The organism is Candidatus Nitrospira bockiana, from assembly GCF_965152565.1.
This window is the reverse complement of record NZ_OZ224215.1, coordinates 2,634,614-2,647,693: the sequence shown is the minus strand read 5'-3', so window position 1 is coordinate 2,647,693 and position 13,080 is coordinate 2,634,614. Positions and strand designations below refer to the sequence as shown.

Genomic DNA, 13,080 nt, shown 5'->3' with positions numbered 1-13,080 from the left:
TGACGAGAGCCTTCTCGGTGAAGCGGGACGGCAACAAAGCAGTGCACTCTCACAGAGGTGACGAGACATGATGTGCCCTCGATGCAAAGGACTCATGGCGCCGGTCGACCTGCGCGACTGGGTGAGCGGGACGGGACAGGACAACTGCAAGGCGTTTCGCTGCATCGCGTGCGGGGAGATCGTGGACGCGTTGATTCTTCAGAACCGGGGTCTCGACTCGGAAGCGGCCGCCGCCCGCCGGAAGAGCCGCGCGCGTCATAATCTGCCGGTCATCCGAGCCTAGCTATTCATCATTCAACCTTGAGGTGACGCATGGAACACAATGCGGGTCGGAGCAGGACCCGGGTGCTGGTGGTGGGCCAGGGGGTGGGGGGCGCGATTCGACTGGCGGATTGGCTGGCGGCGGACGGATGTGAGCCGGTGGCGGTCGCCACGGCGGAGGAAGGATTGGCGGTCCTGCCCGAAGTGAATCCCGATGCGCTCCTTCTCGACTCTCGGCTTCCGCTCGGTACGGCGTTGGACACGCTTCGCGCCGTCCGTCGCCGTTATCCGCATCTGCCGATGATGACGATGGTCGATGCCGAGAGGGAGGACGCGGCCCTCTCTCTCGAAGACGCCCCGTCGACGTGCATCGTCAAGCCGTTGCGCGGCCGGCCGCTCGGTCCTTGGTTGGCTTCCGAGGTCCGGGGGCTGTGCGCGCCCGGAGGCGCGCAATGATGCGGTCTCCGTCGGGCTGCGGTCTCTTGACCGTTTCCGCAGCGTTGGCTCGAACGACTGCCCCGGAGGGCGCCATGACGCGATGCCGCGACGGACCATACAAGGAAACGATTCTGCTCGTGGACGACGAGGACACCGTCCAGCAGGTCGTGAGCGAGATTCTCGAGCGGCAGGGTTATCGGGTCCTGACCGCGCCGGACGGCATCCGCGCCCTCACGCTCAGCAGCCGATTTCCGGCGCCGATCCACCTGCTCGTCACCGACGTCGTCATGCCCCGCATGAGCGGATGGGAAATCGCGCGGTGCCTCTCGGCCCAACGGCCCACGATGAAGGTGCTGTTCATGTCCGGCTACTCCGAGGTCGCGCTGTTCGAGGAGGCCCGGAGCGAGGCCCGCCGGCCTTTCTTGAGGAAGCCGTTTCTCCATGATTCGCTGCTCGCGAAGATCCGAGAGGTGCTCGATGCCACCTGAGCGCGACCGCACGAGGTCGATCGCATCACCGGACCCTCCCGGCACCCGCTGGACAGCGGCGGGTCTACGAGCCGCCAACCGGCCAGGGATCATCGTCGCCTCAGCGGAGTGCCGGATCGATTATCTCGATGCCCGAGGCCGTGCCCTGTTGCGCGACATCGTGCAAGAAGACCGGCTCCACCTTTCGGGCAGATCCCTTCCCCCAAGCCTCGGCGCCGTCTGTCGTCAAACTCTCGGGCAAACCGCGGCGGGCCCCACGCTGGAAGCACGTCGTGTCGTCCAGTCCACTCATGGCCCGATCTTGATTCGTGCAGTCGGGCTCCTGGGCTTCCGCGCTCCCCGTATTCTGCTGCTCCTCGAACCCCTCGATCGCGCCGCTCCGGCCTCGGCCTCACGCCTGTAGCATCTCGCGCTACACGCCGGACGACTCTGTAGCCTTTATCTACACACGAGAGAGCCATGCCACGTCCGCCCGCCGGATTCGTCGCGCTTCTGCCACCATTAACTCGACTGACGCTATGTGGCACGATCCTGGCACAGGCTTAGGAAGAAGGTTGAGGTTGAGGTTAAGGTTGAGGGGGAGAGAAAAGATCAAGACGAGCCACTCAACCTGAACCCTTCCTACTACGAGAAGAAGTCTGAATCCTAACGTGCGCCTTTGTCTCAAAGGAGGAGAAGACTCGGTTGTCTTCTTCCCCTTAACCTTAACCTGAACCTTCCCCTTCCCCAGGAGGGGTTGAGGCTAAGGTTGAGGTGAAGAGACAAGGATCTTCCCCCCCTCAACCTTAACCTGAGCCTCAACCTTTCCCAGGAGGAGGTGCGCCATGACCTGTAACGTAGGTGGAATCGAACGGCCGATCCGGATGGTTCTAGGGCTGGTCCTGTTGGCGCTTGCGACGTTCGGAGGACTTCCGAGCGGGTGGATGATTGCGTTCTACATCGTGGGGGCCGTGGCCTTGCTCACGGGCGCTATCGGCTACTGCCCGGCATGGATGCTGCTTGGCATCAACACCTGCGCAATGAAGACCACCAAGAAGGCGGCGTAAGCTGAACTCGTTTGGTCCGTTAGGTCGGTTGGGTCGGTTTCGTCCGTATCAAGAGCGTTGAGTCGCTTTGGTCCGTTTTGTCCGTTTAGTCCGTGAACGGAACTAACGGGCCTAAGGAAGGTCTGATTTATTCTTCTCGCGGGATGTGCTCCGGATAGCGCAGCCCGGAACGGGAGGCGCACCCCATGCAGCAGACCTTTGCGGAAGCGAGCTTTGAGCAGTATCGCAAGTCCACCCGACGCGAGCGGTTCCTCGATGAGATGAATCGCGTGGTGCCGTGGGCGTCATTAGTGGCCGTGATCGAGCCGGTCGACCCCAAGGCCGACGGGCCGGGGCGTCCGCCGGTCGGGATCGAACGCATGCTGCGCCTCCATTGTCTCCAGCAGTGGTTCAACCTGTCGGATCCGGCGGTCGAGGAAGCGCTGTATGACTCCCGCGCCATGCGGCAGTTTGTGGGGATTGATCTGGGCCGTGAGCCCGTGCCCGATGCGACGACGATCTGCAAGTTTCGGCATCTGCGGGAGGCTCACGAGTTGGGGAAACAGCTCTTTGCCCGGATCGGAGAGTATCTGACAAAGCAGGGGTTGCAGGTGAGTCGAGGCACCCTTGTCGATGCCACCATCATCAGCGCGCCCAGTTCGACGAAGAATCGGACGAAGGAGCGAGATCCTGAGATGCATCAGACGAAAAAAGGGAATCAGTGGTCCTTCGGCATGAAAGCGCATATTGGCGTGGACAGCCAGACGAAACTGATTCATTCCGTGGCGGCCACGGCGGCGAATGTGCATGACAGCCAGGTATTACCGGAGTTGCTGCATGGCCAGGAGACACGGGTGTGGGGCGATGCGGCCTACAGTGGGCAACGCGACGTCATTCGGCAACATGCGCCCAAGGCCAAGAGTTTCATCCAGACGAAAGCGCATCGCCATCGGCCACTGAGTGAGGAGGAGCGGACTCGGAATCGTACGCAGTCGAAGGTCCGTGCCAAAGTGGAACATGCGTTCTTGGTGATCAAGCGGATCTTCGGCTGGGCCAAAGTCCGGTACCGGGGGCTGGCGAAGAATACCCACTGGCTCCAGATCAGTTGCGGGTTGGCAAACTTGTCTGTGGCGCGACGGCGACTGTGGGCGGGAACGTAGGAGGGCGTGTGCCCGGAGGTGGGCCACAGGCCATCGGATGGTGGCTGCACCCCACGAACAGGCTCTCGGACCAGCGGCTGCCCACCGAATTCACCCTGGGAGCCCAAGAACAAATTTCCGAGTGGAAACGTGAATTAATCAGACTTTCCCTAACTGAATTAACGGACTGAACGGACCGAACGGACTTAACACTTCTTCTCATCCAGGAGCATCTATGGCACGCATCGTGGTCATCGGAGCATCGATCGGGGGGTTGCCGGCCGCCTATGAAGCGCGGGCGCTGCTTGGAAAGAAACACCAGGTGACGGTCGTCTCGAATATCGACTATTTCCAGTTCGTCCCTTCGAACCCTTGGGTCGCGGTGGGCTGGCGGACACGGAACGACATCACGTTCCCCTTGGGACCGGTGCTCAAGAAAAAAGGAATCGAGTTCATCCATGCGGCCGCCGATCGTCTCGAGCCGGAAAAGAATCGGATCATCACGGCGAAGGGTGAGGTGCCCTACGACTATCTGGTGATCGCGACCGGTCCGAAGCTCAATTTCTCGGCCGTCCCCGGTCTCGGCCCCAGCGGCTATACCCAGTCGGTCTGCACCGTCGATCATGCGGAGCAGGCCTGGGGCGCCTACCAATCGTTCCTGAACGCTCCCGGTCCGATCGTCGTCGGCGCCGCACAGGGCGCTTCGTGCTTCGGACCCGCCTATGAGATGGCGTTCATCCTCGACGCCGACCTGAGGAAGAAGCGACTGCGGCGCAAGGTGCCGATCTATTTTGTGACGCCGGAGCCGTACATCGGGCACATGGGGCTCGCGGGGGTGGGGAAGTCCCGCCGGCTGATGGAAGACGAGTTCGCAGAGCACTCGATCAACGCCATCCCCAATGCGGCCATCAAAGACGTGCAGCCCGGGAAGCTCCTGCTCGAGGACGGCCAAGAGATTCCATTCCGCTACAGCATGTTCATCCCTCCCTTCACCGGTGTCGATGCCGTGGCCAGCACGGCCGGACTCTGCAACCCCAAAGGCTTCGTGAACATCGACGCCTATCAGGCGAACCCGAAGTACCAGAACATCTACGCGGTCGGCGTCTGCGTCGCGATTCCACCGGTCGAACAGACGCCGGTGCCGACCGGAGCGCCGAAGACCGGATACATGATCGAGTCCATGGTCTCGGCCGCGGTCCATAACATCAAAGCGGAGCTCGAGAACGAGGCCAAGCGCGAAACGGCCACATGGAACGCGATTTGCCTTGCCGACATGGGGGACACCGGCATGGCGTTCGTCGCCATGCCCCAAATGGCGCCGCGCAACGTGACGTGGGCGAGAAAAGGGAAGTGGGTGCATCTGGCCAAGATCGCGCTCGAAAAATACTTCCTGCACAAGATGAAACGGGGAGTCAGCGAACCGTTTTACGAGCGCGCGATCCTGAACGTCATGGGGATCACGAAGCTGGAGAAAACGGGCCGCGGGTGAGAAGAAGCTGTGAGCAGTCAACTGTCAGCACTCAGCAGGAGGTGACCTGGCTGACTTTGTGCTGAAAGCTGAGAGCTGAGAGGTACGGTCACCAAACCTAACCAAGGAGGGAGCGACATGAAGACGATTCCAGGAGTTCCGGTCGGCGGATTGAAGACGGTGGGACAGATCGTGGGAACCAATGAGCTGATGTTCCGGGCGGGGCAGAACGGCTTGGCGGTGGCCGTGGAGCTGCTCTCGACGCATACCCCCGGCGGCCCGGTAGTGGACGAGAAGGGCGCGTTCATCGGCTTCATCAGCGAGTTCGATGTGCTGCGGGCATTGGAAGCCGGAAAGGACTTGAGCAAGATCACGGCTGAAGAGATCATGGCGAAGGACCGCATCGCCGTCAATGAAGACACGACGATCGAGGAGGCTGTCCGCCTCATGGAGGACAAGCGCTTGCTCAATCTTCCGGTGCAGCGAAACGGGAAGGTCGCGTATTCTGTCACCCGACACGACCTGCTGCGGGCGTGGATCGGACTGGGGCTCGACATCGAAAACGTAACGGCGGCGTGAGCTCGGGTACGTGATCACGGGGAATCAGCACCGCGGGCGGCGCGGGTTCGCAGCGCGCCGCCTCGCCCCCACACCGTAAGCCGAACGATCGACATGGAGCACGACGAGACGATCGGGCTCTCCACGCCCGTCGGAAGCCGGCGGTCGCTGTTTCGCTGGGTGACCCGCGCGGTCGCGGGCCTCATTGGAATCGGGCTCGCCGTCCCGCTCGTCGGGTACGTGGTGTCTCCCGCGCTCAAGCGGCGGGAGCAGCCGTGGATCGAAGTGGGCGCGATCGACGAGCTTCCGGCCGAGCAGCCGACCCAGCTCGAGTACGTCACCACGTTCCGGGACGGATGGCTGGAGACCAAGGCCCGGAAAGCGGTGTGGGCGGTCAAGAAGGCGGACGGCTCCATCACCGTCTTCGCTCCCATGTGCACGCATCTTGGCTGCGGGTATCGATGGGATCCGGGGGCCCATCGGTTCAAGTGCCCCTGCCACGCGAGCGTCTTCAACATCGACGGGCAGGTCTTGGCCGGCCCGGCCCCGCGCCCGCTCGATGTGCTCCCCAGCAAGGTCGAGCAGGGGCGACTCTACGTCGTGTACAAGGAATTCAAGGCCGGATTGCCGGTGCCTGTCGAGTTATAAGCCGGCGATTCGGACGGCAACGAACCCCCAGGGGCAGAGACGCGCACATGTCCGCTCGGGCGCTTCACGAGGAGCAGGAGATCAGCTCCACCGAAATCGCCAGGCGCCGGACCTTCCTGAACCTCGGGCCCGACGACGAGGTCCATCTCGCCGCGATCCACGCGGTGATCGAGGACAATCTCGACAACCTCATCGAGGAATTGTATCGTCACCTCGCCCGCTTCGACGAGCTGCGTCCGTTTCTGGGCGACGCCGAATCACTGGCCCGGTTGAAAAGCAGCCAACGCCGGTACCTCCTGTCGCTGGGCCGCGGGGCGGATCGCGTGGGCTACGCCGAATCGCGTCTCTGCATCGGGCGTGCCCACGAGGCCGTGGGCCTCGCGCAAAAGTGCGGGGAGGAGGACTGATGGGGTCCCGCCTCTATGCCTGGCTGGACAGCCGCCTGCGGCTCCGACCGATCGAGCGGACCTTGCTGGACGAGCCGATCCCCGGCGGCGCGAGCTGGATCTACGTCTTCGGCTCCGCAACCCTGTTCTTGTTCGTGCTCCAAGCCGTGACGGGCATGTTCCTGGTCGTCTACTACGCGCCCACGCCGGACCATGCCTACGACAGCCTCCGGTTCGTGGAAACCGAGGTCCTGTTCGGCGCGTTCGTCCGCGGTCTCCACCACTGGGGCGCGTCGGGCATGGTCGTGGCGATCGGCCTCCACATGTTGCAAACCTTCCTCTATGGGGCCTACAAGCCGCCTCGCGAGGTCATGTGGATGGTCGGCGTTCTCCTGTTTCTCCTCACGCTGGCGTTCGCGTTCACCGGCTACCTCCTGCCCTGGGATCAGAACGCCTACTGGGCGACCCAGATCGGCATCAACATGGTCGGCACCGTCCCGGTCGTCGGCGACCTCCTCGTCCGGGTGCTCCGCGGCGGCGAGAGCCTCGGCGCCTTGACCTTGTCGCGGTTCTTCGCCGTCCACATCCTGTTCCTGCCGGCCGCCTTGCTCACCCTCGTCTTGCTGCACCTGTTCATCCTGCGGCGGGTAGGCCCCGCCGGACCGTGGAGCGAGGAGCGTGCCCGAGCCGGCAGCGAAACGTTTTACCCCCGCCAGGTCTACATGGACGCCGTCGTCATCGGGATCGTCTTCCTCGTCATCGCGATCCTGGCCCTGACCGTGCGGTTCCCGCTCGCCGACAAGGCGGACCCCTCGGATACCTCGTTCGTGCCGGTGCCGGAATGGTATTTCCTCTTCTACTACCAATTGCTGAAATACGTGCACGGTCCGCTCGAGCCGCTGGCCACGTGGGTGTTGCCGGCCCTGTTTTTCCTCCTGCTGGTCTTCTGGCCGTTCATCGATCGGAATCCGGAGCGCCATCCGGCCAAACGGCCCGCCGCGCTTGCGTCGGGTGCCCTGTTCCTCGGCGTCGTGTTCGCCCTCCTGGGCGTCTCCTTGCGCGATCTCTATGCCGTCCCGCGGGTCGATCCGTCGGTGGCGCGCGGCAAGGCGCTCTATGCCCAGTTCGGTTGCTCCGGTTGCCACCGGATCCATGGGGAGGGGGCGTCGGTCGCGCCCGATCTCTCCTATGTCGGCGACACGCGGCCGGATCGCGAATGGCACCTGAAGCATTTTCGCGATCCCCAGTCCGTCGTGCCCGGCTCATTCATGCCCAAATTTCCGCTCACCGACGAGCAACGGCAGGACTTGACCAGCTACATGTTGAGTCTCAAACGCCCGCCGGGCGCGGAACCCGCGTGATCAGTCCTCTTTCCTTGCCGCCGTCTTGCGGCTCGTGTGCCGGCTTGGGTAGGCTGGCCCTATCAGCGCGGACGCGCGCTGGAGTCGGGAGTGTCGAACACCGGGCAGGCGCTCCTGCAGCGGAGGGGCATGACTCCGAACCACGGCGGGGACGGCATGAAGATGCCGAGACACGCAGCCGGCGAGGCGGCCGACTTGCGCGATGCGCTCGCGTGCGAGCGCACGAAGTTGGCGAACGAACGGACCTTCCTGGCGTACCTCCGAACGGCGATGGCGTTCGGGGTTATCGGCACGCCGCTGGTGATCATGTCCGATCCGGGAGTGTTTCAGGGCTTGGGGATCGGGTTGGCGGGCTTCGGCGGCGTCACGCTCATCGTCGGCCTGGTCCGTTTCATGACGATGCGGGAACGGATCCGCGAGCTGGACGGCGAGTGATCTTTTGCTCCTCTGGGACCCCGGGTTTTGGCATGCCTCTCGCATATCCCGAATGGTCGTGGAGCCGAACATGCCGCTGACGGTTCACTACCGAGGCAAGACCCGCTTCGAGCTGTCCGAGGTCGGCCATACGATCATTGCCGACCAGCCGCGTGAGGATGGCGGGGACGACACGGGCATGAGCCCGGTGACCTTGTTCGTCGGCTCATTGGCCGCCTGCGTGGCCTACTTCGTCACGCGCTATTGCACGCGACACGGTCTGCCGACGGAAGGGTTCCGGATCGACGTCGACTGGGGCATGGCGGAGCAGCCCCATCGCGTGGGGACGATTTCGTTGCGCCTCCACGTGCCCGTGGAGATCACCGACGGTCATCGTGAGCGGTTGCTGAAGGTGGCTCATGGGTGCACGGTCCATCAATCGCTTATGGTACCTCCGAAGGTCGACATCACGATCGCAGCGGCGACGAATTCCTGACCACCCTCGGCAGTGAAGGGACCTAGTCTGTCATCCTATCTTTGGCTTGAGCGGAGGAACTATGGCGCGTCTGATCGTCTCAGGAAGCCGCGGCACCGATGACCCGACCATGGCGACGTTGCCGTTCATGGCCGCCAAGACGGCGAAGGAGCAGGGGCATGACGTGGTGCTCTGGTTGTGGAACGAGGCCGTCACCTTGGCGAGGAAAGGCACGGCCGACCACGTGACGGGCGTGAATCTCACGCCGCTCAAGGACCTGCTCGCCGCGGTCCAGTCGGCCGGCGTCCCGATCTGGGTCTGCGGGGCATGCGCGGTCGCCCGCCAGATCGCACAGAGCGAGCTCGTTTCCGGAGCGTCGGTCAAGGGCATGCCCGATTACATCACGGCGGTCGTCGAACGCGATCGCAGCATCGCGTTTTGAGCGCACTGGAAAGGCCCCCCATGATCGCCTTCTTCGCATATGTCGTCGCGACGGCCGTGACGCTGCTGCCCATGTCCACAGTCCAGGCAGCGGAACGGCACATGATGGCCCCGCGTGTGCCGGCCGATCAGCTCGAGGCCGCACGGGCCTTGACCAACCCGCTTGCGGCCTCCCCTGACATCTTGGCCCAAGGCAAGGCCCTGTACGAAGGCAAAGGCACCTGCGTGAATTGTCATGGCCGAGAGGGCCGCGGGGACGGTCCACTTGCGTCCTCTCTGGATCCCGTCCCCCGGAACTTTCACCACCACGGATTCTGGCGTCACCGCACCGACGGCGAAATCTTTTGGGTCATCAAGCACGGCTCCGCGGGCACCTCGATGGTCGGATTCAGCCAGGTGCTGAGTGATGAAGAGATCTGGGCCATCATCGAGTATGAGAAGAGCTTTTCCGGAGACCACATGGGCGGTATGGGTCGTCGACGCGGCATGGGCGGCTCCGGGTGCTGCGGTCCTCCTGACTCGTCGCCGTGACCTCCCGTCCGGACCATGCACCACTGAGGCTTTTTGCACCAGTGCCCCATCGGTCGCGCCCTGAAATGCCTCAGCCGGCGTGCGCCTTCGGGTCGAGTGCTGCGCCTCGGTGCCGCAACGTCCCGCCTCTGAAAGAACCCCGGTGCCAGCGAAGGCGGCTGCTCGCTGGCACAACCTATGCTCAGAAGCTTAACGTGAGTTAGCTCTCACCACGATGAGGAGGTGTGCGATGTTCACCGATGAGAAGGGGCAGGCATTCAAGTGGGCCGGGATCGCATTCATCAGCGGCTTGGCATTGGGGGTCGCGGGAACGCTGCTGCTGGCGCCGCGTTCGGGTCGGGACACCCGCCGCATGCTGGCGGACTATGCCAAGGAGGCGGAAGGGCGCCTGACCGAGACGGTCGAATCCCTCAAGGAGGCGGTGGACACGCGGCTCGAACAGGGCAAGCAGTACTTCGCCGAAACCAAGGCCGCCGTCTCGGCCGCGATCGAGGCGGGGAAGGAAGCCTATAAGAAGGAAGTCGCCTGACGCCGCTTCCATGAGCCCGCGCCTTGCCTTGAGATGGTTGCTGGCCGGCGCATGGATCGCGGCCCTTGCGTGCCTTCCAATCGTGCAGGCCGGCGCCGCGAGGGACGGGCCTGGCGATGAGTCGGGCCCCGCCGAAGACGAGATAGGGGAGGGTCTCTTGAGCCCGCACGGAGATCTCGTCTTTCGTGCGACCGGCGTGAAAACCTGTTCCGCCTGCCATACCAGGGGAGCGGGGGCCCGGCTGACCGTGCTCGACAGCCCGCCGGTCCGCGATCTGATCGCGAAGGGCAGGGGGGCGCACGGACCCGGCCGCTTCGCCGACTGCTTTCGATGCCATGCCGGGGGGCGCAAGGGCGTGGAGCGATATTGAGGAGTCGCTGGGATTCGAGCCAAGAGGCTCTAGACGAGGATGGGGGACCGGATTATAAAGGTTTGCCGAACAGGCGGGCCAGACGGCGCTGCTCTTCAGCGCGCACGCTGATGAACTGGAGTCCGATATGGCCGCCGGCCGCCCAGCGAACCTTGGCGAGGTCGATCGCCAGCGGCGGGCCCAGCTCGGGCATCAGCACACGCAACTCGAGATAGTCTCCCTTCTTGAGGGGCTTGCCCGTTTTGATCGCGCAGCCGGGTTCGCTGAGATTGACGACTGTGCCTTCGCCCACGATCTGATCACCCGCGAACACCGTCGGGCATTCCACGGCGATCCGGGGGGTGCTCCGCAACTCCAGGACTTGGCTCATCACCGGGCTCCTTCTTCTGATCTAAGCCTAGCAGAGCAGTGAGGACGGTCAAGTGTGACCACTCGCGCCGGGGCCCAGGGGTCCGGCGCGGGATCATGCTTCGAGGGCTTTGGCCAGCTCCCGCAGTCTGGTTTGGTCGGGGAAATCGAGCTTGATGAATTCCAGGCCGAACGTCGAGTCGGTGGCCCAGCGAACCGCCGCAAGATCGATGTGAATCCGGTCCGCCTCGTCCAGCACGATCGCCAGCGAGACATAGGTGCCCTTCGCCGGCGGGGTGGCGCTTCCCACCGCGCACCCTTGGGCGCTGAGATTGAAGACGACGCCGTCCCCCGCCGCTTGATCGCCCACGAAGGTCACCGGGTACTGGACGGCGAAGCGGCGGAATTTTCTCGATTCCTCGGGAAGCTCCATACCCTCACACGAGCGCGACGGCTTTGACCTGTTTGTACGTCGTCTGGCCGCGCAGCACCTTGTCGATGCCGTCCTGGGCCAACGTCGTCATCCCGTCCTCCTGCGCCTGCTGGAGGAGCGCCTTGGCCCTGGCGCTCGATTGGATGAGCGCCTTGATGTCCTCGGTCCCCAGCAAGAGCTCATGAACCGCGATACGTCCCTTGAACCCGGTCTGATTGCACTCCTCGCACCCCCTGCCTCGATAGAGCATGAAGGCCGGGCCGTACTCGATTCCCAATCGCGCCCAGTGCCGTTCGCCGTACGCATGGACAAGCTCGTCGTACTCGGCGGCCGTCGGATGATACGGCTCCCGGCACTGCCGGCAGACGCGCTTGCAGAGCCGCTTGGCGATGATGCCCAGCATCGCGTCCGCGAAGTGAAAGGAGTCGCAGCCGAGGTCGAGCAGGCGCGTCACCGTTTCCACCGCGCTGTTCGTATGCAGGGTGCTCAGCACGAGATGGCCGGTCAAGGAGGCTTCGATGGCGATGTCGGCGGTTTCCTTGTCCCGCATCTCCCCGATCATGATGACGTCCGGGTCGGCTCGGAGGAAGGCCCGCATGGCGGCCGCAAAGGTAAACCCGATCTTCGGGTTGACCTGGACCTGACGGAGCCCGTCCTGCGTGATCTCGATCGGGTCCTCGGCCGTCCAGATCTTGCGCTCGTCGGTATTGATCGAGCCGAGGATCGCATGGAGGGTCGTGGTCTTTCCGGACCCCGTCGGCCCCACGCAGAGGATGATCCCATGCGGCCGCTCGGCGATCTGCTTCACGGACGCGAGGACCTGGGGCGCGAAATCGAGCGTCTCGAGCGGCATCGGCTCTTTCGCCGTGAGCACGCGCATCGACACGTCCTCGTTGTAGCCCGCCGTCGGGATCGTCGCGACGCGCAGCTCGATCTCCTGGTCGGAGCCCAGCTTGAACTTGATCTTGCCGTCCTGCGGTCGCCGCCGCTCGGCGATGTCGAGGCTGGCCATGATCTTGAACCGCGACACGACGGCCCGCCGATAGCTCGGAGGCACCGTCATGTAGCGAAAGCACGTGCCGTCCACCCGGAGCCGCACCACGGTCTCCTTCTTGTCGGAGTACGGCTCGATGTGAATGTCCGAGGCGCCCAGCCGATAGGCATCGGCGATGATCTGGTTGGCGAGACGCACGATGGCGCTGTCGTTCTCGTCGATCGGCGCCGAAGACGCATCCTCCTGCTGCTCCAGTTGCGCTTCGTGGACCAATTCACCCAGGATTTCGTTGATCGCGCCGTCTCCCGGCTCGGTGGCGGCGGCGAGGAACCGCAGGATGTCGCAGCGGAGCCCGACCGCGAACCGGATCGTCATGCCCGGAAAGGCCCGGCGGATATCGGACCCTTTGTCGATGTCGTGCGGGTCATCGATGAGGATGTCGACGGTCTTCTGCTCGCGCTTCAACGGGACCCAGCCGTTCTTCTTGAGGTAATCGAAGCTGAGCGTCTTGAGCAGCTCCAAGTCGATGAACGTCCGCTCGCTGAACGCAATGTAGGGGCATCGATAGTAGCGGCTCAGCGCCTCACCCAGCTCCGCTTTGGACACATTGTATTTTTCGAGGAGAATCGCCTGGAGGTCGGACCCGGTGCGGCCGGCGAGCTCGACCGCGGCGTGCAGGTCCTCCTGGTCGAGTCGATGGGCGGCGACGAGCGGCTCGAAGGCGGCGAGGTCGATCGTGCGTTTGGCCATGAGAAATAACGACGGGCGCGCGG

General features: G+C 63.8%; 20 protein-coding genes. 17 read left to right on the top strand and 3 right to left on the bottom strand.

What is annotated here, in order from left to right; translation table 11 throughout:
* The first annotated feature begins 67 nt into the window (after positions 1-67).
* The 17 genes from ACWHYV_RS13060 (at position 68) to ACWHYV_RS12980 (ending at position 10,532) form a co-directional block, all read left to right on the top strand.
* On the top strand, positions 68-283 hold the full coding sequence (locus ACWHYV_RS13060; protein WP_447976929.1) for a hypothetical protein: 216 nt from the start codon (positions 68-70) through the stop codon (positions 281-283).
* A gap of 29 nt (positions 284-312) precedes the next feature.
* Complete coding sequence (locus tag ACWHYV_RS13055; RefSeq protein ID WP_447976928.1) at positions 313-717, top strand: response regulator; 405 nt, start codon at positions 313-315, stop codon at positions 715-717.
* A 74-nt stretch (positions 718-791) separates the two neighbouring features.
* The gene (locus ACWHYV_RS13050) at positions 792-1,187 is read left to right on the top strand and encodes a response regulator (protein WP_447976927.1); all 396 of its coding nucleotides are present in this window, start codon (positions 792-794) and stop codon (positions 1,185-1,187) included.
* Entirely contained in the window at positions 1,177-1,590 is a 414-nt protein-coding gene (locus tag ACWHYV_RS13045) for a hypothetical protein (protein WP_447976926.1), read from the top strand. The genes ACWHYV_RS13050 and ACWHYV_RS13045 overlap by 11 nt, the downstream gene beginning before the upstream one ends.
* Positions 1,591-2,011: 421 nt before the next feature.
* On the top strand, positions 2,012-2,233 hold the full coding sequence (locus ACWHYV_RS13040; protein ID WP_447976925.1) for a YgaP family membrane protein: 222 nt from the start codon (positions 2,012-2,014) through the stop codon (positions 2,231-2,233).
* A gap of 185 nt (positions 2,234-2,418) precedes the next feature.
* On the top strand, positions 2,419-3,372 hold the full coding sequence (locus tag ACWHYV_RS13035) for an IS5 family transposase (protein ID WP_447976924.1): 954 nt from the start codon (positions 2,419-2,421) through the stop codon (positions 3,370-3,372).
* A 214-nt stretch (positions 3,373-3,586) separates the two neighbouring features.
* Positions 3,587-4,840: an NAD(P)/FAD-dependent oxidoreductase gene (locus ACWHYV_RS13030; protein ID WP_447976923.1), complete on the top strand. Its 1,254-nt coding sequence runs from the start codon at positions 3,587-3,589 to the stop codon at positions 4,838-4,840.
* Between the two features lie 117 nt (positions 4,841-4,957).
* Complete coding sequence (locus ACWHYV_RS13025) at positions 4,958-5,398, top strand: CBS domain-containing protein (protein WP_447976922.1); 441 nt, start codon at positions 4,958-4,960, stop codon at positions 5,396-5,398.
* Positions 5,399-5,491: 93 nt separating this feature from the next.
* Positions 5,492-6,025, top strand: a complete 534-nt coding sequence (locus tag ACWHYV_RS13020; protein WP_447976921.1) for a QcrA and Rieske domain-containing protein — start codon at positions 5,492-5,494, stop codon at positions 6,023-6,025.
* Between the two features lie 47 nt (positions 6,026-6,072).
* Positions 6,073-6,432 carry a protoglobin domain-containing protein gene (locus ACWHYV_RS13015; RefSeq protein WP_447976920.1) on the top strand — a complete coding sequence of 120 codons (360 nt, stop codon included), beginning with the start codon at positions 6,073-6,075 and terminating at the stop codon, positions 6,430-6,432.
* Entirely contained in the window at positions 6,432-7,772 is a 1,341-nt protein-coding gene (locus ACWHYV_RS13010; RefSeq protein WP_447976919.1) for a cytochrome b N-terminal domain-containing protein, read from the top strand. The genes ACWHYV_RS13015 and ACWHYV_RS13010 overlap by 1 nt, the downstream gene beginning before the upstream one ends.
* Before the next feature lie 36 nt (positions 7,773-7,808).
* A complete protein-coding gene (locus tag ACWHYV_RS13005; protein WP_447976918.1) occupies positions 7,809-8,207 on the top strand; it encodes a YidH family protein in 399 nt (132 codons plus the stop codon).
* A 70-nt stretch (positions 8,208-8,277) separates the two neighbouring features.
* Complete coding sequence (locus tag ACWHYV_RS13000; protein ID WP_447976917.1) at positions 8,278-8,682, top strand: OsmC family protein; 405 nt, start codon at positions 8,278-8,280, stop codon at positions 8,680-8,682.
* Positions 8,683-8,743: 61 nt separating this feature from the next.
* Complete coding sequence (locus ACWHYV_RS12995; protein ID WP_447976916.1) at positions 8,744-9,103, top strand: DsrE family protein; 360 nt, start codon at positions 8,744-8,746, stop codon at positions 9,101-9,103.
* A 20-nt stretch (positions 9,104-9,123) separates the two neighbouring features.
* Positions 9,124-9,633: a c-type cytochrome gene (locus ACWHYV_RS12990; protein ID WP_447976915.1), complete on the top strand. Its 510-nt coding sequence runs from the start codon at positions 9,124-9,126 to the stop codon at positions 9,631-9,633.
* 229 nt (positions 9,634-9,862) lie between these two features.
* On the top strand, positions 9,863-10,162 hold the full coding sequence (locus ACWHYV_RS12985) for a YtxH domain-containing protein (RefSeq protein ID WP_447976914.1): 300 nt from the start codon (positions 9,863-9,865) through the stop codon (positions 10,160-10,162).
* Between the two features lie 10 nt (positions 10,163-10,172).
* Positions 10,173-10,532: a hypothetical protein gene (locus ACWHYV_RS12980; protein WP_447976913.1), complete on the top strand. Its 360-nt coding sequence runs from the start codon at positions 10,173-10,175 to the stop codon at positions 10,530-10,532.
* 52 nt (positions 10,533-10,584) lie between these two features.
* Here ACWHYV_RS12980 and ACWHYV_RS12975 read toward each other — a convergent pair whose 3' ends face one another.
* The 3 genes from ACWHYV_RS12975 to ACWHYV_RS12965 form a co-directional block, all read right to left on the bottom strand.
* Positions 10,585-10,902: a PilZ domain-containing protein gene (locus ACWHYV_RS12975; RefSeq protein WP_447976912.1), complete on the bottom strand. Its 318-nt coding sequence runs from the start codon at positions 10,900-10,902 to the stop codon at positions 10,585-10,587.
* Positions 10,903-10,995: 93 nt separating this feature from the next.
* Positions 10,996-11,313, bottom strand: coding sequence for a PilZ domain-containing protein (locus tag ACWHYV_RS12970; protein ID WP_447976911.1), 318 nt, complete (start codon positions 11,311-11,313; stop codon positions 10,996-10,998).
* 4 nt (positions 11,314-11,317) lie between these two features.
* Positions 11,318-13,057, bottom strand: a complete 1,740-nt coding sequence (locus tag ACWHYV_RS12965) for a GspE/PulE family protein (RefSeq protein ID WP_447976910.1) — start codon at positions 13,055-13,057, stop codon at positions 11,318-11,320.
* Positions 13,058-13,080: the final 23 nt, after the last annotated feature.

Bases quoted from the DNA above. Each gene is read 5' to 3' on its own strand.
- ACWHYV_RS13010 (WP_447976919.1), top strand. From the start codon at position 6,432: ATGGGGTCCCGCCTCTATGCCTGGCTGGACAGCCGCCTGCGGCTCCGA.
- ACWHYV_RS12980 (WP_447976913.1), top strand. From the start codon at position 10,173: ATGAGCCCGCGCCTTGCCTTGAGATGGTTGCTGGCCGGCGCATGGATC.
- ACWHYV_RS12965 (WP_447976910.1), bottom strand. From the start codon at position 13,057: ATGGCCAAACGCACGATCGACCTCGCCGCCTTCGAGCCGCTCGTCGCC.
- ACWHYV_RS13040 (WP_447976925.1), top strand. From the start codon at position 2,012: ATGACCTGTAACGTAGGTGGAATCGAACGGCCGATCCGGATGGTTCTA.
- ACWHYV_RS13060 (WP_447976929.1), top strand. From the start codon at position 68: ATGATGTGCCCTCGATGCAAAGGACTCATGGCGCCGGTCGACCTGCGC.
- ACWHYV_RS13050 (WP_447976927.1), top strand. From the start codon at position 792: ATGACGCGATGCCGCGACGGACCATACAAGGAAACGATTCTGCTCGTG.
- ACWHYV_RS12985 (WP_447976914.1), top strand. From the start codon at position 9,863: ATGTTCACCGATGAGAAGGGGCAGGCATTCAAGTGGGCCGGGATCGCA.
- ACWHYV_RS12990 (WP_447976915.1), top strand. From the start codon at position 9,124: ATGATCGCCTTCTTCGCATATGTCGTCGCGACGGCCGTGACGCTGCTG.
- ACWHYV_RS13035 (WP_447976924.1), top strand. From the start codon at position 2,419: ATGCAGCAGACCTTTGCGGAAGCGAGCTTTGAGCAGTATCGCAAGTCC.
- ACWHYV_RS12970 (WP_447976911.1), bottom strand. From the start codon at position 11,313: ATGGAGCTTCCCGAGGAATCGAGAAAATTCCGCCGCTTCGCCGTCCAG.
- ACWHYV_RS12995 (WP_447976916.1), top strand. From the start codon at position 8,744: ATGGCGCGTCTGATCGTCTCAGGAAGCCGCGGCACCGATGACCCGACC.
- ACWHYV_RS13025 (WP_447976922.1), top strand. From the start codon at position 4,958: ATGAAGACGATTCCAGGAGTTCCGGTCGGCGGATTGAAGACGGTGGGA.
- ACWHYV_RS13000 (WP_447976917.1), top strand. From the start codon at position 8,278: ATGCCGCTGACGGTTCACTACCGAGGCAAGACCCGCTTCGAGCTGTCC.
- ACWHYV_RS13015 (WP_447976920.1), top strand. From the start codon at position 6,073: ATGTCCGCTCGGGCGCTTCACGAGGAGCAGGAGATCAGCTCCACCGAA.
- ACWHYV_RS13055 (WP_447976928.1), top strand. From the start codon at position 313: ATGGAACACAATGCGGGTCGGAGCAGGACCCGGGTGCTGGTGGTGGGC.
- ACWHYV_RS13045 (WP_447976926.1), top strand. From the start codon at position 1,177: ATGCCACCTGAGCGCGACCGCACGAGGTCGATCGCATCACCGGACCCT.
- ACWHYV_RS13020 (WP_447976921.1), top strand. From the start codon at position 5,492: ATGGAGCACGACGAGACGATCGGGCTCTCCACGCCCGTCGGAAGCCGG.
- ACWHYV_RS12975 (WP_447976912.1), bottom strand. From the start codon at position 10,902: ATGAGCCAAGTCCTGGAGTTGCGGAGCACCCCCCGGATCGCCGTGGAA.
- ACWHYV_RS13030 (WP_447976923.1), top strand. From the start codon at position 3,587: ATGGCACGCATCGTGGTCATCGGAGCATCGATCGGGGGGTTGCCGGCC.